This is a genomic window from Humibacillus sp. DSM 29435 (genome assembly GCF_001758225.1).
In the GTDB taxonomy this organism is placed as follows: domain Bacteria; phylum Actinomycetota; class Actinomycetes; order Actinomycetales; family Dermatophilaceae; genus DSM-29435.
On the sequence record NZ_MAST01000052.1, the window covers coordinates 60,522 to 83,577 of the forward strand.

The window sequence follows — 23,056 nt, forward strand, 5'->3', positions numbered from 1 at the left end:
TGAGCCGCTGCGGATCAGTGCGTCCTACACTGTCGCTCGGCGTGGGTCTCTTGCGCCCTCGAGCCGCGCCGCGGCTGCGGCACAACCAGAGGTGGGCCCGAAGGATGATCCTGTTACCGCAGGTACGAGGTGTCGTCAGGCATCGACAGGTGCTCGACACGCTGGTGCGTCGTGATCTGCGCGTCCGCTACGCGCGCAGTGCCATCGGCTATCTCTGGACGATCATCGACCCACTGGCCATGGCGCTGATCTACTTCGTCGTCTTCAGCTACATCTTCAAGCGGGGCAGTGTCGGCTACCAGCCTTACGTGCTGTTCATCACGATCGGTGTCCTCGCCTGGCAGTGGTTCAGCTCGTCGGTGAACGAGACCTCGAGGTCCTTGCTCGCCGAGGCGCGGCTGGTGCGGTCGACGAACCTGCCCCGTCCGCTATGGGTGGTGCGGGTGGTCATCGCCAAGGGCATCGAGTTCGTGCTGTCGCTCCCCGTGCTGGCGGCCTTCGCCCTCGTCTTCATCCTGCGTGGTGAGACCACGATCCACTACCGCATCGTGCTGGTGCCCGTAGCCATCATCATGCAGGCCCTGCTGCTGGTGGGTCTCGGGCTGCTCCTCGCGCCGATCACGGTGATCTTCAGCGACATGCCCCGCATCGTCCGGATCCTGCTGCGTATGGGCTTCTACGCCACTCCGATCATCTACGGGGCCCATGCGGCTCCTCCGGTGCTGCAGAAGGTGCTGCTGCTCAACCCCATGGCGGGGATTCTGGAGATGTACAGGGGGGGCTTCTTCCCGCAGGAGCTCAACATCCCCTCCATCGTGTCTGCGGGCATCATCACCGTGATCACCCTCATCTCGGGAACGATCGTCTTCAAGCGCCTCGAACCTGCTGTTCTCAAGGAGATCTGATGCAGCCGGTCATCGAGGCCAAGGGTCTGGGCATCGAGTTCTATCGCAGCCGACGTCGGCAGCTCTCCCTTCGGGAGATCGTCTTCAAGGGCCGCAACACCGCCCCTCGCGACACCTTCTGGGCCCTCAAGGACGTGTCCTTCACGGTCAACAAGGGTGAGGCGGTCGGGCTGGTCGGAGGCAACGGGGGCGGTAAGAGCACCCTGCTGAAGATGATCGCGGGCACGCTCATTCCTGACGAGGGCTCGGTCAAGGTTCGCGGTGGTGTCGCCCCCCTGATCGAGCTGACCGGCGGCTTCCTCAGCGAGCTCTCCGGGCGCGACAACGTCTACCTCGCCGCCGGCCTGCACGGACTGAACAACGAGCAGATCGACGAGCGGTACGACGAGATCGTCGACTTCGCGGGCCCCCAGGTGAGGTCCGCGATGGACCAGTCCTTCCGGCACTACTCGTCGGGTATGAAGGTACGGCTCGCCTTCGGCCTCATCACCACCCTCGACCAGCCGGTGGTGCTCGTCGACGAGGTGCTCGCCGTGGGCGACCGCTCCTTCCGCGAACGCTGCTACGAGCGCATGGAGAACATGCTCGCCGGCGGCAAGACCCTCTTCCTCGTGTCGCACAGCGAGGGTGACCTCAAGCGCTTCGCTGACCGTGGCCTCTACCTCAAGTCGGGTCGGCTGGTCGGTGACGGACCGATCACCGAGGTGCTCGACCAGTACCGGGCCGAAACGGAAGGTCCGTGAGGCTCGACGAGCCACCGGTTGTCGGGAGCGCGCGAGCCCGTGCGCTGCACGATGCCCACCCCGGCTTCGAGGCGGTACTGGTCGGCTCGCGTGATGGCGACGGCCGACTGGCCGCCTCGACGGGGCACCTCGGCTCGTCGTTGCGCGAGCTCGGCGTGGTGGTGCGGGTCGGGCCGAGCAGTGATGGCCCTGAGCCACCTGACCCGCGCACAGCCGTACCGAGCCTCCCGGTCTCCGGGCCGTCGGTTACCGCGGACGCGTTGGCCGACCTGGCGCGCTTGGCGACAGTGGCCGCTGACAACGACGTCGTGCCCTTGCTCGTCGGCGCCGCCGACCTGAGCCTCAGCCCGGTGGCATTGATCGATGTCGTCGACGGGCCGGGAGCCCAGACCGCTGCGGTCACCCTCGAGCCGTCCCAGGTAATGAGCGCCGCGCGCCACGGCACCCTCGCCCCCGTGCGGGTCTCGCGGACCAGGCGCATCGAGTCATCGGCCACCGCTTGCCATTCGGTGAGCCACCCGAGCGGTTACGCGCTGGGGTTGCTTCGTGTCTCCGGGGCCGATCGAGCCCGCGCTGCAGTGCTGTGGGGCGACGCTGCTCGTACGCTGGCGGGCCGTGAGCTGGGTGAGGTGGCACCGATGGACCTCGCCCTGCTGGCCCTGGTTCGCGGGGGCCTGCCCGTCGTCGCCCTCCCTCTCGGGCTGTATGCGGTCGAGAAGGGCGGGCTGGAGGTCACCGCCGCGTCGGGTTCCGGATGGCAGCAGCGGCTGCGCAGCTCGTCTCGAGGCGACGATGGGGCCTTCTCCAGGGCGGTCGTGCGTCCGGTGTCACGTCGGGTGACGGCAGTGGGCCTGCGCCTCGACTGGCGCCCCAACGTCGTCACCTTCGTGAGCTTCGCTCTGGGCCTGATCGCTGCCCTCCTCGTGCTCTTCGACACCCGGTGGGCCTTCGCTGCGGCGGCCGTGCTGCTGCAGCTGTCACTGGTGGTCGACTGCGTCGACGGGGAGGTCGCCCGCTTCACCCGGTCGTACAGCAAGCTGGGAGCCTGGCTCGACGGGGTGAGCGACCGCATCAAGGAGTTCGCGGTCATCGCCACGGTCACGGTGGTCGGTGTGCGTCAGGGCCATGACCTGTGGGGCCTGGCGATCGCCCTCATCACGGTGTTGACGATCCGTCAGGTCGAGGATCACGCCTACCACGCGCGGTTGCGAGCCGCCGCTGCCCGACCGGGTCGCACGACGCCACTCACGCAACGTGACGACGGCGGCCCCGCTGGGGCGTCCGACTCGGTCGCCGAGCCCGTGACGGGCCGGGCGCGCGTGGTGCGCACGGTCAAGCAGGTACTGCACGTGCCGATCGCCGAGCGCTATCTCATCATGTCGGTGGGGTTGCTCACCGGCAGCGCGGTGGTGCTCCTGGTGGCCCTGGCGGTAGCGGTGGGGGTGGCCTTCCTCTGGACGCACATCGGTCGCATCGTGCGCGCACTGGCCGGGTGCGACGGCTTCGACCCGGATCGCCCCGATGCCACGCTGGTCCTCCTGATGGATCTCGGTCCCTTGTCGCAGGGCGTGGCCGCCGCCGTACGGGCTCCGGTGGTGGTGGCCTGGGTCGGGGTGCTGCTCGTGGGGTTCGCGTCCGTCGTCGCAGGCCTGAACGTCGACCCGGTGAGCCTCGCCGCACCCCTTGGCCCCTTCGCCGCGGTGGCGGCAGTGGCGGTGGCCGCGTTTCTGCTCGGCCCGGGGTGCGTGAAGGCTGCCCGCTCCCGACTCGGTTGGCAGCTGCCCGGATGGATCGTGGCCGGCGAAGGCGCCCTGGTGCTGGGCGTCACTGCGGGTCTGCCGCCGGCGCAGCAGTGGGTCGGCTACGCGTGGTTCGGAGCGATCGCCTGGCACCACTACGACGTCACCTACCGAGTGCGCGAGACGGGGCGAGGGCCTGCTGACTGGGTGGCGCGACTGACCCTCGGGGTGGAGGGGCGGATGCTGCTCGTCGTGCTCTGGTGGGCGCTCGGGTGGAACCCGGCGATCCTGTTCGGCGTCGCCACGCCGCTCCTACTGCTCGGCTGGTTCGGGGAGTCACGCTACTCTTGGCGGTCGATGGTGGGACCTCAGGCTGACTCCCATTGATCCGCTACCGGGGGAGAGGGGCACGATGAGCATCACCCACGACCCCACCGACAACCGCCCGTCGATCAGCGAGCTCCGGGCCGTCGCCCAGCCTCCCGAGCACATCGCCCGCTACAACGCCGAGCACTGGGCCGGCTCGCTCTACCTGCGACACCTCTCGATCTACGTGACGAGGTTGTTGCTGCCCACGGGCATCACGGCCAACGGCGTCACCGGGCTGATGATCGCCTGCGGCCTCCTCGGCTCGGTGGCCCTGCTCATACCGGGCCTCACCGGCGCCTTCCTCGCCATGGTCGCGATGCAGCTGCAGATCCTCTTCGACTGCTCCGACGGGGAGGTGGCCCGGTGGCGGCAGCGTTTCTCTCCGGCCGGCATCTGGCTCGACCGGGTGGGGCACTACGTGACCGAGTCGGCGATCCCGATCGCCCTCGGGCTGCGCGCCGGCTCATGGACCTGGTCGGAGCCGTTGGCCGTCGACGGCTGGAGCGTGCTCGGGTTCGTCGTCGCGGTGCTCGTGCTGCTCACCAAGTCGTTCACCGACCTTGTTCATGTGGCCCGGGCGAAGTCGGGGCGCGAGGTGCTGGCCGACGTGAAGGAGACGACTCGGCCCAAGTCCTCGGGCCTGGCCAGCGCCCGTCAGCTGATGTCCTGGGTGCCGTTCTATCGTGCCTTCATCGCCATCGAGGCCAGCATCCTGATCTTTCTCGCGGCGGTCGTCGACACGTGGCGAGATGACCTCGTGGGCACCCAGTGGCTGCTGCTGCTCATGGTTCCCGCGGCTCTGGCGACGGCAGGCGGCCACTTCGTCGGCGTGGTGACGAGCTCACGGCTCGACTGACCGACACGCCCGTTCGAGTCTTCCTCGGGGTGGCTCGGCCGGTAACGTCTGGCACAAACGAGGCCCTGTGTCGTGCGGGGCCCTCCACCGAGGAGCCATCTTGCCCAACCGGACCGTCATCACCTTCGGCACCTTCGACGTGTTCCACGTCGGGCACGTTCGGGTGCTGGCCCGGGCCGCCGAGCTCGGCGACCGTCTCGTCGTCGGGGTCTCGGCTGACGCCCTCAACGTGGCCAAGAAAGGGCGAGCCCCCGTGTTCAACCAGGACGAACGCCTCGAGATCATCTCGAGCCTGGCCGTCGTCGACGAGGTCTTCATCGAGGAGTCGCTCGAGAGGAAGAAGGAGTACATCGTCGACCACGGCGCCGACGTGCTCGTCATGGGTGACGACTGGGCCGGCAAGTTCGACTGGGTCTCAGACGTGTGCGAGGTCGTCTACCTGCCACGGACTCCCTCGGTGTCGACGACGGGACTGATCGAACACATCTCGAGCCTCGGCTGAGGCTCCCCGCGGCGAGTGCGTTCCAGCACGCCGTGGCCACGCTCACCGGCCGAAGAGGGCCATCGCCTGCTCGACGGCATCCGCCTCGGCCTCGGTGACCAGCACGCAGGTCACCCACGCCGCCGGTGGCGGGTCGGTGCGTTGCCAGGGGGTTGCCACCACGACGCCACGCGAGCTCAGGTCGGCCATCTTCTGCTCGTGACGGGCGCTGAGCGGCCCGGCTGCCGGGTCGAGCTCCACCCAACGAACATCGCGGTCGAACAGGTCGCGGTCGAGGTCATCGAGGTCATCGAGGTCACTGCGGCGGGTCACGAGCACGCCCAGGCAGGAGGCCACCCCCTCGCCCAGGTAGGCGCGTGCGCGCTGCCACGTTGCGGGCGTGGAGTCGGCGGGGATCACCAGCACGACCGGGCCGCGACGACCCAGCCCAGCCAACGTGCGTTCCACGACAGCCTCGAGCGCCTGCTGTGCATCGCAGGCGTCACCTGAGCCGGCCGCTGCAGGCACGACGCGACACACCACCGCGAACCGTCTGTTCAGAGCCGGGTCGGTGATGGCGCGCAGCAGGTCGACCGGCTGCCGAACGATGGCGGTGCGAGCGATGGCGGTGGGACTGATGTCGGATGCCGGGCTCAGCCCGGTGTCGACGTGCGTGACCCCCCGGTCGATCGCACCGGCGAGCAGCGCGCGCAGGTGCTCGGCCCAGGCCGCAGACCCCGTGCCCTGGGGCGGGTTCGCGAAGTGACGTGACGACAGCACGACGCGCGACACCAGACCGATCTCGCTGTCGATGAGCGGCACCCGCGGCCCGAGCGCGTCGACCTGCAGGGACAGCTCGCCCATCAGCTGCTGCCACGGAACGGCGACCGGGTCCGCTACGCCGTCGAACAGGGCGGAGACGCGAACGTAGTCGCTGAGGGTGTCGACGGTCGCGCGGTACGCACTCACGTCGGTGGGCGACCCCGGCGGCACGTGCAGCAGCTCGCCCAGGGTCCGGCGCAGCCACGGCGTGACGTGCTCTCGGTCGTAGGCCTCGGTGGCCTCTCGGGTCGCACGGCGCAGGTCGGACACGAGGAAGACCTCGGCGCCGAGCCCCTCCGGCACCTGATCGATGTCGATGCGGCCGTAACGGTGCCCTGACGCCGCCACCGCCGTCAGGAGGTCGTCGACGAGGTCGGCGTCGGCGACCGGGTTGTCGCCGGTCAGCCGCACCACGCGGTCGCTGTCGTCGAGGTCGGCGGTCGCCTGCCCGAAGCGAGCCAGCACGTCGTCGAGTGAACCGCGAACGACGGCGATGCCGACGGAGGCCAGGTGCGCCGCGATGCGGTCGTCGTAACGCTCGGCGCTCGTGGCCACGACGACCTCGTGACCGCTGCGGGCCGCCCGCCGGGCGACCAGCTCGACGAGCGGCATCCCGCCCATCGTCAGCAACGCCTTGCCCGGCAGCCGCGAGCTGTTCAGCCGTGACTGGATGACGACTCGGGTTCTCATCGCACCTCGTTCGTCACAACGTCAGCCGAGTGTCGACGGGCGGCGACCTGGAGCAGGGCGTCGACCACGCGCACCCGCCCGCGCCCGTCGACGAGGCGGCTGCCGTGCAGCGACCGTCGCCGGCCACCGTCAGGATCATCGAGCGCCCGTCGTAGCGCGGTGACCGCGCCGCGCCGGGCTGACGGGTCAGAGCGCAGCCGGTCGAGGTGACCGACCGCCAGGGCGACGTTCCCGCCGACGACGGCGTCGTAGCCCACGCGCTGGTTGTCCGTGACGCACACGAGGGCGGCGGGTACCCCGAGACAGAGCAGCTCCCAGACCGAGGTTCCCGCCGCGGTGACGGCGAGGTCGCAGGTGGCTGCGAGCTCGGCGATCGCAGGCGTGGGGGAGAGAACCTCGATGCGCTGTTGTTCACCGGTGGCAACGGCGGCGAGAGCCTCGGCGATCGCTGGCCGCGCGGCCACCGCGAGCACGTGGACCGGTCGCCCGGTCTCGACGATGAGCGGCACCACGACCGGCGCGGCGCCGGTCGCGTCGGTTCCCCCGAACAGCGCGAGCACGCGCGGCGGGTCGGCCCGCACGACCTCAGCGAAACGGCGGTGTTCCAGGATCTGGTCGCGGAACAAGACGTGGTCGAGGCCGAGCAGGTGGAGGGCATCGCGCGGCACCGCGGGACCCGACACCTGCGAGGCGCCGAGGTTCTGGTCGAGGTAGAGATCGGCTGACTGTGCGGCTCCGAACGGCCCGTCGACGATGGCGAGCACGGTGAGGCCCGCCTGTTGCAGGGTTACGCCGGTGCCCGGGTCGAGGTGGTAGCCGTCGAGCACGGCGGCATCGGCCCCGAGCTCACGGGCCAACGCGGCGAGTCCGTCGGGGCCGGGCGGCGGGACAACCGGCGTCAGGCCGCGCCCGACGAGCTGCTCCTGCACCCAGGGCACTCCGACGACATCACCGACCAGGGTGACTCCGGCCCCCCGCATCAGCAGCTCGTCGGCTAGGGCAAGGCAGCGGATCAGGTGACCCACCCCGAGATCGGGCCGACCGTCACAGCGCAGCACGACGTGGAACGGCATGGGGCCCAGTGTGCCTCACGGGCAGGCCATCTGCCGTCCACGTTCAGGCCACTCACCGGGTGTTGCTCCGGTGTTAATCTCGCGTTGGCGTCGAACCGTCGTCTCATGACTGCTGCCGTCGGCGGCTACCGGCTTGGCTGACCAGGAAGATCTTCAATGAGCATTCTCGAGGGGTCCTCGATCCTCGTGACGGGCGGTACCGGCTCGTTCGGCAAGGCGTTCATCGGCGAGATCCTCGCCCGTCATCAGCCGTCGCGGGTCGTGGTCTTCAGCCGCGACGAGCTCAAGCAGTACGAGGTTCGCCAGCATTTCGACGACGACCCCCGTCTGCGGTGGTTCATCGGCGACATCCGCGACCAGCACCGGCTCGACAGGGCGATGCACGGTGTGGACTATGTCGTGCACGCCGCGGCCCTCAAGCAGGTCGACACGGCCGAGTACAACCCGTGGGAGTTCGTCAAGACGAACATCGTCGGTTCGCAGAACGTGATCGAGGCCGCGATCGACGCCGGCGTGAAGAAGGTCGTCGCGCTGTCCACCGACAAGGCCAGCTCCCCGATCAACCTCTACGGCGCGACCAAGCTGACGGCCGACAAGCTGTTCATCACGGGAAACCACTACGCCGCCGCCTACCCCACCCGCTTCTGCGTCGTGCGGTACGGCAACGTCATGGGTTCACGCGGCTCGGTCATTCCCTTCTTTCGCAAGCTGGCCAAGAAGGGGAAGTCGCTGCCGATCACCGACCTGCGCATGACCCGCTTCTTCATCACCCTGCCCCAGGCCGTGGCCTTCGTCATCGACTCGTTCGAGACTATGCAAGGTGGTGAGCTCTACGTTCCCCGCATCCCTTCCATGAAGATCACCGACCTGGCCCAGGCCGTGGCGCCGGGGGCGGAGATGCACGAGATCGGCCTTCGCCCGGGCGAGAAGCTCCATGAGGAGATGATCTCGGCGGAGGAGGGCCGGCGAGCCCTGCGGCTCGGTAGCCGGTACGTGCTCCAGCCCGACCTGGCCTCGTGGGGCTACCAGCCGCCCGAGGGCGGGGTGCCCGTGCCTTCGGGGTTCCACTACACCTCCGACACGAACGACCAGTGGTTCAGTGGCGAGGAGATGGTCGCGATCCTCGAGAGCGAGAAACAGTGATCCCGTACGGTCGGCAGTCGGTGAACGACGACGACGTCGAGGCGGTGGCCACGGTGCTGCGCGGCGACTGGCTGACCACCGGGCCGACGGTCGCGGCGTTCGAGAGGGCTCTCGAGCAGCTCACCGGCGCCGACCGCTGTGTGACCGTCACGAGCGGTACCGCCGCACTGCACGTCGCCTACGCAGCGGCCGGGGTCGGGCCGGGCGACGAGGTCGTCACCACCCCGATGACGTTCGTCGCCACGGCATCGAGCGCGTTGGCGCTCGGCGCGACCGTGCGGTTCGTCGACGTGGAGGAGGACACGGCGAACATCGACCCCGAGGCCGTGGCGGCCGCGGTCACCGACCGCACGACCGTGATCGCCGGGGTCGACTATGCCGGTCACCCGATCGAGATCGACGCCATCAACGAGATCGCTTCTCGCGCAGGTGCACTGGTCGTCGAAGACGCGGCGCACTCGATCGGCTCGACCTACCGGGGGCGTCCGGTCGGCTCCCTCGCCGACCTGACGACGTTCTCGTTCTTCCCGACCAAGAACCTCACGACGGCGGAGGGCGGGGCGGTCGCGACCCTCGACCCCGACCTGGGTGCTCGCGCCCATCGTTTCCACAACATCGGGCTGGTTCGCGACCCTGACCTGCTGCGTCACCCCGACGAAGGCCCCTGGCACCAGGAGGTGCACGAGTGGGGCCTGAACTACCGGCTCCCCGACGTGCTCGCCGCTCTCGGCCACAGCCAGCTCCGGCGTCTCTCCGCCTTCAAGGCACGGCGGGCCGAGGTGTTCGCCCGGTACCAGCAGGGTCTGGCCGGCGTCGACGGCATCCGGCTGCCGACCCGGCGAGCGCACGTCGACCCGATCTGGCACCTCTACCCCCTGCGGGTGCTCGAGGGCAGACGACGCACGGTGTTCGAGGCGATGCGCGCCGACGGCGTCGGGGTGCAGGTCAACTACCTGCCGGTCTACTGGCACCCCGTTTTCGAGGACCTCGGGATGCGGCGCGGGATGTGCCCCAACGCCGAGGCCTTCTACGCCGAGGAGCTCTCACTGCCCATGCACGTCGAGCTCACCGACGACGACATCGACCGGGTCATCGACTCGGTGACGACCGCCCTGCGAGGCTGAGACCATGCACCACGCGAACCATTTCTACGGCCACGCCCACATCATGGCCAGGTATGTCGGCCTGGCCGAGCCACCCCGCATCTGGGGGTACCTCCAGCACGGGTGGAACATGCACGACGGCTTCGCAGTCGGAACGGTCTTCGCCGAGGGCTATCCGAAGTTCGTCTGGTCGCAGGCCTGCTCACGTCGGGGATGGGCAGCTGGCCTGCGTGACTACATGGTTGTCGGGTCGCCGTGGCTCTATCTGCTCGAGCTCGAGCGGCAGCGGGAGTGGCTGGCTGCCGCGCCTCCGCGACTCGGCACGATCGTCTACCCGTTCCACGGGTGGGAGGGCCAGCAGGTGGTCGGCAGCCATGCGGCCTACGTCGAGCAGGTGCGGGCGACCGAGGGGGACGTGCCCATCACCGTCTGTCTGCACTGGAACGAGTACGACAACCCCAAGGTGCGCCGCGAGTACGAGGACGCCGGGGTTCGGGTGATCACCCACGGTCAGCGCGGCTACCTCTGGCAGGACACCGACGTCGCCTTTCTCTACCGCCAGCTGCACGAGATCCGTTCCCACCGAAGGGTGGTGAGCAACCGGATGAGCAGCGCGATCCTCTACGCGGCGTCGGCGGGCGCCGACGTCGGGATCTACGGCGACCCGATGGAGCTCGAGGCCGACCACGCCGTGCTGGGGGGAGTCGGCAAACCCCGCCGACTGTGGCCCCGACTGCATCAGGTCGAGGCCCCCCGAGACCACGCGAGCGACGTCGCGCTCACCGAGCTCGGTGCGGGCACAGTGCTGCTTCCGGAGGAGGTCATCGACGCCTTCGGGTGGGGCCCCGAGATCGCGGTGCCCGGCCCGCCGCCGCCTGCGCCCTCGCTCGAGCAGCCCTCAGGCCGCGGCCGGCATCCGTCTCGCCCACAGGCCGGGAGTCACCGAGGCCCGGCCGACGCAGAGCCCACCATCGACCTCGGCGTGGTCGTCACGTCAGCGGGTGACGTGGCCCCGCTGGATGCCGCCTCCAGCGACGAACCAGACCGAGCGAGCCGATCGTCCCACGAGCCTTCTCCGGGGAGGGCTCGAGGCGGCTCCAGCGACCCGGCCATGACGGATGCCGTGACGGCCGACTGAACCCACGGATCGCGGCGGCGTGACGTGCGGTCAGACCAGCTCCCACTGCAGGGGGGTGCCTCGGCGGACGTCACGGGTGAAGGCCCGGCCCACCACGAGGTCGAACAGGTCTGGGGCCAGCCCCGTGGAGGGTCGGACGGACCGCACGTTGCGCGAGGTGACCGGCTCGCCCGCTCGGACGTCTTCGACCACGAACAGGGACCGGCGGAACCGGAGCCCTTCGCGTTCGGACTCACGGGCGCCGATGAGGGGTTGGCCCAGCGCCTGCCAGGCCACCTTCGTCTCGGCCACGAGCGAGGCCAGCTCGGGGGGCTCGAGCGAGAAGTCGCTGTCGACCCCGCCGCTCTCGCGCGAGAGGGTCACGTGCTTCTCGACCAACACGGCACCGAAGGCGATCGAGGCCACTGCGGCGCCGATACCCATGGTGTGGTCGGAGAGCCCGATCGGAGCGTCGAAGGCGGCAGCCATCACAGGGATGCCGCGCAGGTTGGAAGCGGACGGGTCGGCCGGGTACGCGGCGGTGCAGGAGAGCACGATGACCTGGTCGTTGCCGGTGCCACGGGCCGCCTGCACGGCCGCGTGGATCTCTCCCACGGACGCCATCCCCGTGGAGATGATGATGGGTTTGCCGGTGCCGGCCGCCAACCGTACGAGCGGGAGGTCGACGATCTCGGACGAGGCGATCTTGTAGGCCGGGACGTCGAGGCCCTCGAGGAACTCGACGGCGGTCGGGTCGAAGGGGCTGGAGAACGCGAGCAACCCGAGCTCTCGGGCCAGCTCGAAGATCGGGGCATGCCACTCCCAGGGGGTATGCGCCTCCTCGTAGAGGTCGTACAGGCGGCGACCGGCCCAGAGCGGGTGGTCGTCACTCAACCGGAACTCGGGGGCGTCGACGTCGAGGGTGATGGTGTCGGCCGTATAGGTCTGCAGCTTGATCGCGTGGGCGCCGGCGGCAGCGGCTGCGCGCACGATCGCGAGGGCGGTGTCTAGGGACCCGTCGTGGTTGCCCGACATCTCGGCGATGATGAACGGTTCGACGTCGGCGCCTACCGGCACACCGCCGATGTGGATGGTGGCCTGCGGGCCGCGGCCCGTCTGGGTGGGTGCCGTCGCGGTCATGTCCTCTTCCTTTCGTTGCCCCTGGTCGCCCGCACGTGCCACACCGCCACCTCACGCCCCCCGACGTCGCGGACCTCCCGGGACATCTCCTCGAAGCCGTTGCGACGGTTGAAGCGTCGCACGGCCTCGTTCTCTTCGAGCACCTCACCCTCGAGGGTCTCGAGGCCCAGCTCGTTGAAGGCGAAACGCTTGGCCTGACGCTGGATCTCGATCCAGGCCGGCAGCAGCTCTCCCCGGGCGCGTAGGCCGTCGTTGTCGAGGTAGTAGCCCCACCACGCCGACCGGGTCGTGGGCTCGATGTCGAAGAAGGTGACCACTCCGGAGGGCACGTCGTGACGCTCGTACACGTAGACCCGTCGGCTGGGGTCGGCCAGGGTGCGCTGCCACCAGGCGTCATGCTCGTCGGCGCCGATCTCGTGCTGGGTGAGCGACACCTCGCGCACCTGTGGGTGGTTGCGCCACAGGCGCAGGCGGTCGCGGTCGTCGTCGGTAGCGGGGCGAAGCATGGGCGGTGGCCTCCGAGGCGGCCGGGAACCCTGACGGCCGAGAGTCGATGGGGCGTTCGCTTGCTAAACTACCCGACGGCACCACCCCCACGACACGAGGGAACGATGAGCACCCTGAGCCGCGACCAGATCCGGGCCATGATGGCGGAAGTCCTTGTGGCGCAAGGAAAGCAGATGCCAGGTGACGACCAGGCAAACCTCGAGGAAATCGGGTTCCGGTCGCTTGACTTCTCTGAGCTCGCCCTGCGCGTCGAAGACGAGATCGACGAGGAGCTGAACTTCGACGCCCCGCAGCTGCGGCAGATCGCCACTGTCTCCGACGTGCTGGACTTTCTCGAGCAGCTGCAGGCCGCGTGACGCCTGCCACTGCCCGGGTCGGTGGCGGGCGAGGCGCCGGTCAGGGATCCAGCCGCGTGGTGGCCCGCGGCTTCGACGGCGCCTGGGAGCAGCTCGCTGACCTGCCGCTTCCGGCCGCGGCAGCGGTAGCGGTGCTCGACAACCTCCAGGCGGTTCGCGCGGTCTGGTCGGCGGCCCGTGACGGCGGTGAGCTGCTCGTCGCGTCGCGCACCCGACTCACCTCAGACCTGCGCGACGAGCTCCGCGCCGCTGGGTTGGCGGTGGTCGACCTCGGGCCTGACGACGATCCGAGCGGCGGGTTGGGCGACAGGGTGGACGAGCGGCTGGGCGACAGGGTGGGCGAGCGGGTCTCCGTGGCGGAGGCGACCGCCCCGCGGCCGCCCTCGTCCGGGCGCGTCTGGCTGCTGACGAGTGGAAGCACGGGTCGGCCCAAGCGGGTGGCCCACACGCTCGACTCCCTGACGACCGTGACCGGTTCCCAGCCGCCCCGTACCTGGCTGTGCCCCTACGCCCACGGTGCCTACGCCTGGTGGCAGGTCGTGACGCTCTCGCTGCGCCACCCCGGCCAGGACGTGCTGTTCATCGAGCCCGACGAGCTCGACAGCTGGCCGGCTCGGGCGCTCGAGGTGGGAGTGACCGCAGTGTCGGGAACCCCGACCTTCTGGCGCCAGGCGCTCTACCGCGACCCCGACGCCGTGGCTGCCCTTCCGCTGGCCCAGATCACTCTCGGCGGTGAGCCCGTCGACCAGGCCATCCTCACGAGGCTCTCCGAGCTGTTCCCCTCCGCCCGGGTCAGCTGGATCTACGCCTCGAGCGAGGCAGGTGCCTCGATCGCCGTCCACGACGGGCGGGCGGGCTTTCCGCAGGAGTGGCTGGGTCGCACCGGGGCGGGCCACGCGACGCTGTCGGTCGTCGACGGCGAGCTGCTCATCGAGTCGGCCCGACGCGGGCAGGGCGTCGACGCGGTGCTGCACACGGGCGACCGTGTCGAGGTGGTCGGCGGGCGAGTGCTCATCACCGGCCGCATCGCCTCCGACGAGATCAACGTCGGCGGGGCCAAGGCGTCCGCTGCCGCGGTTCGCGACGTGCTCCTGGCCCATCCGTCCGTCGTCTGGGCCGCCGTTCGGGGCCGCCGAGCCCCCATCGTCGGCCGCATCGTCACCGCCGACGTCGTGCTCTCGGATGAGACCACGGTTGCCGAGCTCACCGCCTGGTGTTCCGAGCGGCTACCGGAGTACGCCGTGCCGCGTCGCCTCCGCGTTCTCGACCAGATCCCGATCAAGGAGAGCCTGAAGAGCGATGTCTGACACCAACGAACCCATCGGCGCTGCCACCGTCGTCGTCGTCTCCGGAGGCTCTCGCGGTCTGGGGCTGGCCATCGTCAGCGACATCCTCGCGTCGGGGGCGAGCGTGGCCGCCTTCGCGCGAACCCTCACGCCAGAGCTGACAGCCCTCGCGAGCGCCCACCCCGACCGGGTGCACGTGGCCTCCGTCGACGCCACCGACCGACACGCCGTCGCCGCCTTCCTCAAGGCGGCCGAGGCACGGCTGGGCCCGATCGACGCCCTGGTCAACAACGCTGCCGTAGGCCAGGACAGCCTGCACGTGCACACCTCGCCCGATGACATCGCCCGCATCATCGAGACCAACCTCACCGCGCCCCTGCTGTTGGCTCGAGCCGTGCTGCGCCGCATCCTGGCCAAGGGCAACCGGGGCCGCATCGTGATGGTCACCTCCGTGTGTGCCCAGCGCGGCTACTCGGGTCTGGTGGCCTACTCCGCCACCAAGGGCGGGCTCGACAGCGCGATGCGCACGCTGGCCCGCGAGATGCACGGGCGCGCCCTCGTCAACAGTGTCGCCCCCGGCTTCTTCGCCTCGGAGATGAGCTCGGTGCTGGGCCAGACCCAGCTCGACACGATCACGCGCCGCACCCCGTCGGGCCGCCTCGTGGAGCCGGAGAACATCGTTCCGATCGTGCACACGTTGCTCTTCGACGACACCAACCTCAACGGGCAGGTCATCACAGTCGACGGCGGCGCGAGCATCTGACTCGTGACCACCGACCCGCAGAGGCCCGAGCCCTGGCTACCGCGGGAGGTGCGGCGAGCGCCCGCCCACGTCGTGGCGTCGGCCGCACCGCACTCCTGTGCCGAGCGGACCCACAGCCGGCTCGCCGACGGGCGGCTGCTGTGTTGGCGCCCCGTCAGGCCGGCGGGCCTCGTGCTGGCGATCGACGCGGAGCTCGACGGCCAAGCCGTGCCGCGGGCGTTGGCGCGCAGAGCCACGACCGATGATCCCGCCGTGTTCTGGCCGCTGTGGACCCGCGCCGAGGTGCGGGCCAAGCTGCACGGCATCCCGATCGCGGCATGGCTCGCGATGGTCGACTGGCCCGCAGACGCCGACCTCGAAGCAGAGCTCGAGGTCGTCACGCGGGTGAGGGCGGGCGTGGTGGCGTCTTACGGGGTGCGGGCAGAGCTCGAGCCGCCGGTCACTTGAGCATCCGCGCCGCGAGCCGCCTGGCCCGCGTCATGGCCTCGGGAGGGAGAACGTCGCCGGCTGTCGTCTTCGCCACCGACACAGCCTTGGCGGTGGCCGCCCGGCGAGGCAGCCGGATCGCCTGCACGGTGCGGTAGGTCAGCGTGCCCTCGTACGACTCGATGATGCGCTCGAGCCGGCGGATGTAGCGGTCTCGGTGCCGGAGGGTGCCCTCGAGCCACTCGACCTGGCCCTCCTTCTCGCGCAGGCTTCGCGCCTGTGACCGGTCGTGCGCCAACAGCTCGCGGTAGCCGACCGCGTCACGCACCGGCAGGTCACGGGCGAAGCGACCACGATCGTGGTTGAGCTCGGCCAGCTCGTCGGCCTGGTCGGGCCGGCCTCGCAGCAACGCCTCGATCTCACCTTCGATGCGAGCGATCCGACCCACCATCGTGGGAGTGACGCTCACCCCCACCATGGCCGCCAGTGTCACGGTCATCTCGTCGGGAGTGGTGGCCGCGCGCCACGGATGCACGGAGGCGCTCGCCAGGAGCCGCCCCGCGAAGTCGCGAAGGCCGCGCACCAGTGCCTCCTGGCTCGTGATCGTCGACGCCAGCTGCCACGAGGCGTCGGCGAGGTGCAGCTCGCCGACGGAGTCGACGAGCACGTTGGCGGGGGTGGCGAACACGCGGGCGCCCACCGGAGCCTTCCAGTGCGCTTCGCTGCGGATCCAGGAGGCGTAGCGGCTCACCTCGGTGCGGATGGCAGCGTGGTTGCGGGCCGCACAGGCCTCGCGCATGATTCCCTCGAGCGACCGGCCGGGCGAGGCGGCGGGTTCGAGGCGGCGCACCAAGGGCCCCTCGCTGCGCTCGTCATCTTCAGACCCGTCGGCCCACACCCGCTTGCGGCCGCCGTCAGCGTCGACGACACAGAGCCGTTGCCATCGGCTGGCCGGCTCGAGGTCGACCAGGAGCGGAAAGCGGTCGTCGGCGTCGGTCTCGGGTGGGCCCTCGCGGCGGGCGATGACCAGCCAGGCCGGTGCCAGCTCGTCGAGCAGCCCCGCTTCGACGACCCGGCGCACCGTGGTTCGTGGGTCACGCAGCACGGGACCGTCGTCGAGGAGGTGCTCGAGCGCGCTGCCACCCGCGCTGACCGCCAGCTCACGCAGGTCATCGCTCGCGAAGGCAGCCTCGCGCACGAGCACGCGGTGGGTGGCGAGGCCGGGGAGGGCGGCGTAGGTCACCATGGGCACGAGACCGTGCTCAGAAAGAAGGGCTGCTCGTTCGCGCGCGAACAGGTGGCGCCGGTCGAAGCCGTCGGCACCGACGAACCATCCGTGGTCTGAGGCCAGTAGCGGGTCGGGGCGGCCGGAGACGAGGTCGTCGAGCCCGAGCTCGTTCGCGAGGTCGAACGCGAGCACCCCCCCTTCGCGCACCCACCCCGCCAGGCGTCCTACCACCTCGCGGGTGCGCAGCCCCTGCGAGTCGGGCCCGAGCAGGCTCTGCGGCCCGCCGAGGGCGAGCACGAGGTCGTACTCGTGCTCGGCCGGGAAGGCATCCACCCCGCCGCAGTAGAGGCGGACCCCGTCGCGCAGGCCGGCGAGGTCGCCGATGCGCCGCACGTCGGGCAGGGCCCGCACGAGCACGTCGACCCTGGCCGCCGACGGTATCGAGGCGACGAGCAGCGCGGCCCGTGGGCCGGCGAGCAGCACGCGCGCGGGGGAGCGGGCGAGCAGCGGCAGCAGCACCTCGAGCGTCGCGAGGGGTACGGGCGCGTCGTCGAGGTCGGAACCCCCGATCTGGTGCCCCCGGAGAACCCGCGCTCCGGACACCTCATCGTGCGTCTGCTCGTCGCTGGCCTGGTCGGTGCTCACCTGACGTCCTCCCGGGTGTCATCGTGGGTCCACCCGGCCATCGGAACCCGGCCGGTCTCGCAGCAATACAATCATCATGGCCCGCTGGTCCCGGTGGCGCCACGACGGACCGCTCAGGCGCTGATGGCGCTCGCAGTGCTCACAGAGCTCCCAGAGCTCACGGCAAAGAGGAGCAGACCATGTCGCCTCGACCCCAGGTCGCCGCGGTCGTGCTCTCCATGGGCAACCGTCCGGTCGAGCTGGCCCGCGCTATCGACACGTTGCTCGCCCAGGAGGGGGTCGACCTCGACATCGTGGTGGTCGGCAACGGCTGGGAGCCGACCGGCCTGCCGCACGTCGTGCGAACCGTCCATCTGCCCGAGAACGTGGGGATCCCCGAGGGGCGCAACGTCGGTGCGCGTGAGAGCCGGGGCGAGCTGGTCTTCTTCTACGACGACGACGCGGCCCTGCCGACGAGCGACGTGCTGGCTCGCCTGGCGACCGAGTTCGACCGCGACCCCCGCGTCGCTCTGGTCCAGCCCCGCGGCGTCGACCCGACCGGTCTGCCGAGCCCGCGACGCTGGGTGCCGAGGCTGCGCACGGGAGACGGTGGCCGAGACGGCGACGTGGTCGTCTTCTGGGAGGCCGTGTGCGTCATCCGTCGCTCCGCCTTCGACGCGGTCGGCGGCTGGCCCGGCCACTTCTGGTACGGGCACGAGGGGATCGACCTGGCCTTCCGGCTCGTCGACGCGGGCTGGCGCCTGCTCTACCGGCCCGACGTCGTCGTCAACCACCCCGCCACCTCGCCCGCCCGACACGCCGTCTTCTACCGGATGAACGCCCGCAACCGGGTATGGGTGGCCAAGCGCAACCTGCCGCACCCCGTGGCCGAGCTCTATGTCGCCGTGTGGTCCGGTGTCACGCTCGTGCGCGAGCGTGACCGCGAGAACCTCGCGACCTGGTTCCGCGGTCTCGTCGAGGGCGTGCGCACGGATGCCGGAGAGCGACGTCCCATGTCGTGGTCGACCGTCGCACGTCTCACCCGCGCCGGCCGTCCTCCCATCATCTGAGGGCCGCAGCGATCATGCGCAGATACGTCGACGTGGTACTCACCGGGGTCAAGTCTCTGACGCATCTGGTCTACGCGAGCTCCTACCTGCGCCACCGACTGGTCAACGACGGGTCCATCGACGGCGTCCGGCTGCTCGTGATCCCCGGGGCCGAGCTGCTGGTGAAGTTCACGGAGGAGCAGGTGCGCGAGCTGCTTCCCACTGACGAACGACTGACGACGCAGATCGTGACGCCCGGAACGCCCTGGTGGCGAGACGTCGGCCCCGACTGCGTGCTGCTGTCGATCGGAGCGCCCGGCACCCGCGCCCTGGCGAGGCTCCTGCGGACCCGGCGGGGAAGCAAACCGCTCGTCGTGGTGGTCGATGAGGGGATCGGTTCGTACGGCAACTGGCGTAGCCGTCGGGCGGCCTACGTGCGCAAGGGGGGCCGAGAGCCCGAGGTGTCGCTGCGGGCGGCAGCGGTCGCCGGCGCCAACGCCGTCGTTCCCGACGTGCGGTGGTCGCTCTACCAGAAGCTGAACGGCACCTGGCACATCGACCCCGTGGTCGCGGCCGAGTTCCGGCGCCATCTCGACGACCAGCAGCTCGAACGGCCCACTGTCGTCTACCTGACGCAGCCCTGGGTGAAGCTCGGCGCCATGACCGTCGACGAGCATGCACAGCACCTGGCCCTGCTCAGAGACGAGTGCGAGCGGCACGGTCTCGGGTTCGGGGTGCGGCCCCACCCGCTCGACGACGAGCTGCTCTACCCGGACGTGTGGGTCATGACCAACCGCTCAGCGGCGGAGTTCGACCGCCGCATCGCGCAGGCGCATCTGGTGATCGGGGGCAGCAGCACGGCCCTGGTCAACATCCGGGCCATCCACGGCAGCCGCGTCATGCGCATCAGCACTCCAGGCCTGGCGGGCCTCGACCGCACCCTGAGCGGGCGTCAGCGGTCGTTGCTCGACGCCGTGCTGCCGCCCCCTGTCGACGTCGCCGAGGTGCGCTCCGTGCTGACCGTAGACTGAGGTGGTGTCCCGACCCGACGAGCAGCGCGAGCCGGGCAGTGGACGGCTGCGCCTGCCGGTCGGGTCAGACAGCAGTGGAGCGCCGGTGGGCCGGCCGGAGGCCCCGACTCCGACTCCGACGCTGCCGGCCGGTCTCGAGGGGCCGCCCGGGCTGCTCCTGAGGGTCGTGCACGACCGCAGGGTCGCCTTCCTCCTCGTCGGCGGCCTCAACACCGTCATCGGTGCCCTGTGGTTCCTGCTCTTCGACCACCTCATCGGCGCACGCTGGGGCGGTCACGGGCACTACCCGGCCCTGGTGCTCACCTACGTCGCAGCCATCCTCTGCGCGTTCGTGCTGTACCGGCGGCTGGTGTTCCGCGTGCACGGGCACGTGCTGCGCGACCTGGCCCGGTTCAGCACCGTCTACGTCTCTGCCTTCGCCGTCAACATCGTGTTGCTGGGGCTGCTCGTCGACGGACTGGGCTGGCGGCCGTTCCCGTCGCAGTGCCTGATCACCTTCGTGACCACCGTGTTCAGCTGGGTGGGTCACCACCGCTTCTCGTTCAGGCGTCCGGGCGTCAGGTCGGTCGACGGTGAGGCTCGGGGCGCCGCTTCGGACGCGGGCGATCCCATCATCCATGACCATCAGAGAGGATGAGCGTGTCTGCGCGCGTCTCCGTCGTCGTTCCCGCCTACAACAACGCCGAGTTCATCGAGGAGACCATCGACTCGATCCTGGCCCAGACCTACCGAGACTTCGAGCTGGTCGTCGCCGACCACTCGAGCACCGACGAGACCTGGTCGCTGCTCCAGCCCTACGCGACCGACCCACGGGTCACCCTGCTGCAGACCCCCGCCGGAGGGGGCGCCCCGGCGAACTGGTCCCGGGTGACGGCCGCCGCGAGCGGCACCTACCTCAAGCTCGTCTGCGGTGACGACCTCATCGACCCAGAGTGTCTCGCGGCGCAGGTCGCGGTCATGGAGGCGCACCCGGGGGTCGTGCTCTCGTCGTGCCAACGTGACCTCATCGACGCGCACGGCAAGAAGGTGACGAGCGCTCGCGGACTGGCCGGCCTCCAGGGGGTGGTGCCGGGTGGCGCCGCGGCGCGTCGGGCCGTGACCGTCGGGTCGAACATCTTCGGCGAGCCGGCCTGCAACCTGATGCGCCGAGAGGCGCTGGCGAGCATCGGCGGTTGGGCCGACAGCCAGCCGTATGTCATCGACCAGCAGACCTTCTGCAACCTGCTGATGACGGGAGACTTCTACGCTCTGCCGCGGTCGCTGGCGAGCTTTCGTCTCAGCTCGTCCCAGTGGAGCGTCGACCTGGCCAAGCAGCAGTCCGACCAGGTCGTCGCCTTCCACCACCGGCTGGCCGCCGACCACCCCGGACTGCTGTCGAGGCTCGACCTGGTGCGCGGCGACACGCTCGCCCGGGCGATGGCCTACGTGCGCCGAGCGGCCTACCTGTGGTTGGGCCGCAAGATGACCCCGCCCGAGGCGGCATCCGAGACTGCTTCGCGCTGAGGTGGGCACGGGGCCGACAGGTGGCTCCCCGCGACAGCCCGCACGGCCCTCGGTGCGGGAGCGATTAGTCTCATCCCGTGACTGAACCCCAAGCTCTCGTCACCCATCGCATCTCGGTGGTGACCCCCGTCTACCAGGGGGAGCGCACCTTGCCGGCGCTGGCCGCCGAGCTGGACGCCCTGATGGGGGTGCAGCTGACCCCGGAGGGCCATCGCTGGGAGATCGGTGAGTGGTTGCTCGTGCACGACAACGGGCCCGACCGATCGGCCGACACGATCGCCGAGCTCGCCCAGGCCCACGCCTTCGTGCGGCCCATCTGGTTGAGCCGCAACTACGGGCAGCACCCGGCCACGCTGGCCGGGATGGCCTCCAGCAACGGGGACTGGATCGTCACGCTCGACGAGGACGGCCAGCACGACCCGGCCCACATCGGGTTGTTCCTCGACGTCGCCCTGCGCGACAACGCCCAGCTCGTCTACGCCGAGCCCACCAACGAGGCGCCGCACGGTCTGGTTCGCAACGTGCTGTCCAAGAGCGCCAAGTGGATGTTCGCCACCTTTCTCGCGGGCGGCGCCGTGCAGACCTTCCAGAGCTACCGGCTCGTGCTCGGCGAGCTCGGTCGCAGCGTGGCGGCCTACGCCGGCGCCGGCGTGTACCTCGACGTCGCCCTCGGGTGGGTCGTCGGCCGCATCAGCCACGTCGACGTGGCGCTGCGCGACGAGGGCGACCGGGCCTCCGGTTACAACCTGCGCCGCCTCCTCTCGCACTTCTGGCGCCTCGTGCTCTCGAGCGGGACGCGCGGACTGCGCATCGTCAGCGCGCTCGGAGCCGTCTTCGGTGTCGCCGGTGTCGCCTTCGCCGCCTACATCGTGATCTCGAACGTGCTCGGCAGCCGGACCCCCGAGGGGTGGACCTCGAACATGGTGGTCATCCTGCTCAGCACCGGCGCCATCCTCTTCTCGCTCGGGGTGATCGCCGAGTACATCGGGGTCGCCGTGGGCATGGCGATGGGCAAGCCGCCCTATCTCATCATCAGCGACCCGGGTCAGGGGCCACTCGGGCGGCGACCGGGCCACCGGTGACACCCGAGCCGCACAGGCCGCCCCTCACCTGGGTCGTCGGGGGCGGCGGCCTACTCGGGCAGCACGTCGTGACCGGTCTCACCGGCCGGGCCCCGCTCCACCTCGCTCCCACGGTGGCGTGGGGGAGACCCGAGGAGGCGAGACGAGTGCTGGCCGATACGGCCCGCGCCCTCGTCGACGCGGCCGGTGACCGGCCGTGGCAGGTCATCTGGTGCGCCGGGGCGGGGGTGACGGGAACGTCCGAGGCGGCGCTCGAGGCCGAGCACTCGATGATGGAGGCCACCCTGGAGGGGCTGGCGTCGCCGCGGCCTCGTGGCGCCTCCGAGCGCGGAGCCTTCTTCCTCGCCTCGTCGGCCGGAGCGGTCTACGCGGGCGCACGCCCTTCGCCCTTCCACGAGCGGTCACCCGTGGCGCCGCTGGGCGCCTACGGCGTCGCGAAGCTGCGGGCGGAGGCGACCGTTTCGCACTGGTCCCGACAGACCGGCACCCCGGTCGCGATCGGCCGCATCGCCAACCTCTACGGGCCGGGACAGAACCTGAGCAAGGCCCAGGGCCTGATCTCGACCCTCTGCGCCGCGCACCTCGACCGTCGTCCGGCGATGATCTGGGTCTCCCTGGACACCTTGCGCGACTACCTCTTCGCCCCCGACTGCGCCGCCCTGGTGCTCGACCTGATGGACCGGCTTCGCGCCGAGGCGAGCCGGCCCGCCCACGGACCGACGACGGCGCCGATCGTCACGAAGGTCATCGCGACCCAGCGGGCCATCACGATCGGTGCGGTGATCGCCGAGCTGCGCCGCATCTTCCGCCGGCGACCGACGATCGTGCTCGGTGCGTCACCCACCTCGTCGCTCCAGTCCAGAGACCTCAGCCTGGTCTCGCGCGTGTGGCCCGAGCTCGATCGTCGAACGCTGACGACCCTCCCGGCCGGGGTCGCGGCCACCCTGGCTGACCTGCAACGCCGCCAGCAGCGCGGCGAGGCGGCCCCGGCCTCTCGCTGACCGGCGCCGCCGGTGAAGG

23 protein-coding genes are annotated in these 23,056 nt (G+C 70.4%); 18 read left to right on the top strand and 5 right to left on the bottom strand.

Annotated features, from left to right (window positions below; all coding sequences use genetic code 11):
- Positions 1–104 precede the first annotated feature (104 nt).
- The 5 genes from BA895_RS20490 to BA895_RS20510 all read left to right on the top strand — a co-directional run bounded on the left by BA895_RS20490 (position 105) and on the right by BA895_RS20510 (position 5,114).
- Positions 105–905: an ABC transporter permease gene (locus tag BA895_RS20490; RefSeq protein WP_070193747.1), complete on the top strand. Its 801-nt coding sequence runs from the start codon at positions 105–107 to the stop codon at positions 903–905.
- Positions 905–1,648 (top strand): ABC transporter ATP-binding protein, encoded by a 744-nt coding sequence (locus BA895_RS20495; protein ID WP_070193748.1) that lies wholly within the window; start codon positions 905–907, stop codon positions 1,646–1,648. Before BA895_RS20490 ends, BA895_RS20495 begins: the two co-directional genes overlap by 1 nt.
- Positions 1,645–3,774, top strand: a complete 2,130-nt coding sequence (locus BA895_RS20500) for a DUF5941 domain-containing protein (protein WP_070193749.1) — start codon at positions 1,645–1,647, stop codon at positions 3,772–3,774. The genes BA895_RS20495 and BA895_RS20500 overlap by 4 nt, the downstream gene beginning before the upstream one ends.
- Before the next feature lie 25 nt (positions 3,775–3,799).
- Positions 3,800–4,612, top strand: a complete 813-nt coding sequence (locus BA895_RS20505) for a CDP-alcohol phosphatidyltransferase family protein (protein ID WP_070193750.1) — start codon at positions 3,800–3,802, stop codon at positions 4,610–4,612.
- Between the two features lie 100 nt (positions 4,613–4,712).
- On the top strand, positions 4,713–5,114 hold the full coding sequence (locus BA895_RS20510) for an adenylyltransferase/cytidyltransferase family protein (protein ID WP_070193853.1): 402 nt from the start codon (positions 4,713–4,715) through the stop codon (positions 5,112–5,114).
- Between the two features lie 42 nt (positions 5,115–5,156).
- On the opposite strand, the gene BA895_RS20515 is transcribed toward BA895_RS20510, so the two are convergent.
- Positions 5,157–6,605, bottom strand: coding sequence for a cytidylyltransferase domain-containing protein (locus BA895_RS20515; protein ID WP_070193751.1), 1,449 nt, complete (start codon positions 6,603–6,605; stop codon positions 5,157–5,159).
- Complete coding sequence (locus BA895_RS20520; protein WP_070193752.1) at positions 6,602–7,678, bottom strand: PseG/SpsG family protein; 1,077 nt, start codon at positions 7,676–7,678, stop codon at positions 6,602–6,604. The genes BA895_RS20515 and BA895_RS20520 overlap by 4 nt, the downstream gene beginning before the upstream one ends.
- Positions 7,679–7,834: 156 nt before the next feature.
- On the opposite strand from BA895_RS20520, the gene pseB reads away from it, so the two are divergent.
- From pseB to BA895_RS20535, 3 genes are read left to right on the top strand one after another with little or no spacing between them, the layout of a single operon-like run.
- A complete protein-coding gene (pseB, locus tag BA895_RS20525; RefSeq protein WP_070193753.1) occupies positions 7,835–8,821 on the top strand; it encodes a UDP-N-acetylglucosamine 4,6-dehydratase (inverting) in 987 nt (328 codons plus the stop codon).
- A 20-nt stretch (positions 8,822–8,841) separates the two neighbouring features.
- Positions 8,842–9,945, top strand: a complete 1,104-nt coding sequence (locus BA895_RS20530; RefSeq protein WP_254666589.1) for a DegT/DnrJ/EryC1/StrS aminotransferase family protein — start codon at positions 8,842–8,844, stop codon at positions 9,943–9,945.
- 4 nt (positions 9,946–9,949) lie between these two features.
- Positions 9,950–11,062: a hypothetical protein gene (locus tag BA895_RS20535; RefSeq protein WP_070193755.1), complete on the top strand. Its 1,113-nt coding sequence runs from the start codon at positions 9,950–9,952 to the stop codon at positions 11,060–11,062.
- 30 nt (positions 11,063–11,092) lie between these two features.
- Here the strand turns inward: BA895_RS20535 and pseI are convergent, their stop codons facing one another.
- Both pseI and pseH read right to left on the bottom strand, forming a co-directional pair.
- Complete coding sequence (gene pseI, locus BA895_RS20540; RefSeq protein WP_070193756.1) at positions 11,093–12,181, bottom strand: pseudaminic acid synthase; 1,089 nt, start codon at positions 12,179–12,181, stop codon at positions 11,093–11,095.
- The gene (pseH, locus tag BA895_RS20545) at positions 12,178–12,687 is read right to left on the bottom strand and encodes a UDP-4-amino-4,6-dideoxy-N-acetyl-beta-L-altrosamine N-acetyltransferase (protein WP_070193757.1); all 510 of its coding nucleotides are present in this window, start codon (positions 12,685–12,687) and stop codon (positions 12,178–12,180) included. The genes pseI and pseH overlap by 4 nt, the downstream gene beginning before the upstream one ends.
- A 105-nt stretch (positions 12,688–12,792) precedes the next feature.
- Between pseH and BA895_RS20550 the strand changes: the two genes are divergently transcribed.
- The 4 genes from BA895_RS20550 to BA895_RS20565 are packed head-to-tail and all read left to right on the top strand — an operon-like array spanning position 12,793 to position 15,540.
- Positions 12,793–13,044, top strand: coding sequence for an acyl carrier protein (locus BA895_RS20550; protein WP_070193758.1), 252 nt, complete (start codon positions 12,793–12,795; stop codon positions 13,042–13,044).
- On the top strand, positions 13,041–14,351 hold the full coding sequence (locus BA895_RS20555; protein ID WP_070193759.1) for a class I adenylate-forming enzyme family protein: 1,311 nt from the start codon (positions 13,041–13,043) through the stop codon (positions 14,349–14,351). Before BA895_RS20550 ends, BA895_RS20555 begins: the two co-directional genes overlap by 4 nt.
- The gene (locus BA895_RS20560; RefSeq protein WP_070193760.1) at positions 14,344–15,093 is read left to right on the top strand and encodes an SDR family NAD(P)-dependent oxidoreductase; all 750 of its coding nucleotides are present in this window, start codon (positions 14,344–14,346) and stop codon (positions 15,091–15,093) included. Before BA895_RS20555 ends, BA895_RS20560 begins: the two co-directional genes overlap by 8 nt.
- 3 nt (positions 15,094–15,096) lie before the next feature.
- Positions 15,097–15,540 carry a hypothetical protein gene (locus tag BA895_RS20565; RefSeq protein ID WP_070193761.1) on the top strand — a complete coding sequence of 148 codons (444 nt, stop codon included), beginning with the start codon at positions 15,097–15,099 and terminating at the stop codon, positions 15,538–15,540.
- Here the strand turns inward: BA895_RS20565 and BA895_RS20570 are convergent.
- Positions 15,533–17,392 (bottom strand): hypothetical protein, encoded by a 1,860-nt coding sequence (locus tag BA895_RS20570; protein ID WP_070193762.1) that lies wholly within the window; start codon positions 17,390–17,392, stop codon positions 15,533–15,535. The genes BA895_RS20565 and BA895_RS20570 overlap by 8 nt on opposite strands.
- A gap of 179 nt (positions 17,393–17,571) precedes the next feature.
- Between BA895_RS20570 and BA895_RS20575 the strand changes: the two genes are divergently transcribed.
- The 6 genes from BA895_RS20575 to BA895_RS20600 all read left to right on the top strand — a co-directional run bounded on the left by BA895_RS20575 (position 17,572) and on the right by BA895_RS20600 (position 23,037).
- The gene (locus BA895_RS20575; protein ID WP_070193763.1) at positions 17,572–18,441 is read left to right on the top strand and encodes a glycosyltransferase family 2 protein; all 870 of its coding nucleotides are present in this window, start codon (positions 17,572–17,574) and stop codon (positions 18,439–18,441) included.
- A 14-nt stretch (positions 18,442–18,455) separates the two neighbouring features.
- Positions 18,456–19,451, top strand: a complete 996-nt coding sequence (locus BA895_RS20580) for a hypothetical protein (protein ID WP_139142809.1) — start codon at positions 18,456–18,458, stop codon at positions 19,449–19,451.
- A gap of 4 nt (positions 19,452–19,455) precedes the next feature.
- Positions 19,456–20,088, top strand: a complete 633-nt coding sequence (locus BA895_RS20585; RefSeq protein WP_254666590.1) for a GtrA family protein — start codon at positions 19,456–19,458, stop codon at positions 20,086–20,088.
- A gap of 2 nt (positions 20,089–20,090) precedes the next feature.
- On the top strand, positions 20,091–20,954 hold the full coding sequence (locus BA895_RS20590; RefSeq protein ID WP_139142810.1) for a glycosyltransferase family 2 protein: 864 nt from the start codon (positions 20,091–20,093) through the stop codon (positions 20,952–20,954).
- A 77-nt stretch (positions 20,955–21,031) separates the two neighbouring features.
- Entirely contained in the window at positions 21,032–22,036 is a 1,005-nt protein-coding gene (locus BA895_RS20595; RefSeq protein ID WP_217493958.1) for a glycosyltransferase, read from the top strand.
- The gene (locus tag BA895_RS20600) at positions 22,033–23,037 is read left to right on the top strand and encodes an NAD-dependent epimerase/dehydratase family protein (RefSeq protein ID WP_070193767.1); all 1,005 of its coding nucleotides are present in this window, start codon (positions 22,033–22,035) and stop codon (positions 23,035–23,037) included. The genes BA895_RS20595 and BA895_RS20600 overlap by 4 nt, the downstream gene beginning before the upstream one ends.
- Positions 23,038–23,056 lie beyond the last annotated feature (19 nt).

What these genes read in the sequence shown, in the direction of transcription:
- BA895_RS20505 (WP_070193750.1), top strand. Translation starts at nt 3,800, where the DNA reads ATGAGCATCACCCACGACCCCACCGACAACCGCCCGTCGATCAGCGAG.
- BA895_RS20495 (WP_070193748.1), top strand. Translation starts at nt 905, where the DNA reads ATGCAGCCGGTCATCGAGGCCAAGGGTCTGGGCATCGAGTTCTATCGC.
- BA895_RS20550 (WP_070193758.1), top strand. Translation starts at nt 12,793, where the DNA reads ATGAGCACCCTGAGCCGCGACCAGATCCGGGCCATGATGGCGGAAGTC.
- BA895_RS20580 (WP_139142809.1), top strand. Translation starts at nt 18,456, where the DNA reads ATGCGCAGATACGTCGACGTGGTACTCACCGGGGTCAAGTCTCTGACG.
- BA895_RS20535 (WP_070193755.1), top strand. Translation starts at nt 9,950, where the DNA reads ATGCACCACGCGAACCATTTCTACGGCCACGCCCACATCATGGCCAGG.
- pseI (WP_070193756.1), bottom strand. Translation starts at nt 12,181, where the DNA reads ATGACCGCGACGGCACCCACCCAGACGGGCCGCGGCCCGCAGGCCACC.
- BA895_RS20560 (WP_070193760.1), top strand. Translation starts at nt 14,344, where the DNA reads ATGTCTGACACCAACGAACCCATCGGCGCTGCCACCGTCGTCGTCGTC.
- BA895_RS20575 (WP_070193763.1), top strand. Translation starts at nt 17,572, where the DNA reads ATGTCGCCTCGACCCCAGGTCGCCGCGGTCGTGCTCTCCATGGGCAAC.
- pseB (WP_070193753.1), top strand. Translation starts at nt 7,835, where the DNA reads ATGAGCATTCTCGAGGGGTCCTCGATCCTCGTGACGGGCGGTACCGGC.
- pseH (WP_070193757.1), bottom strand. Translation starts at nt 12,687, where the DNA reads ATGCTTCGCCCCGCTACCGACGACGACCGCGACCGCCTGCGCCTGTGG.
- BA895_RS20490 (WP_070193747.1), top strand. Translation starts at nt 105, where the DNA reads ATGATCCTGTTACCGCAGGTACGAGGTGTCGTCAGGCATCGACAGGTG.
- BA895_RS20515 (WP_070193751.1), bottom strand. Translation starts at nt 6,605, where the DNA reads ATGAGAACCCGAGTCGTCATCCAGTCACGGCTGAACAGCTCGCGGCTG.
- BA895_RS20520 (WP_070193752.1), bottom strand. Translation starts at nt 7,678, where the DNA reads ATGCCGTTCCACGTCGTGCTGCGCTGTGACGGTCGGCCCGATCTCGGG.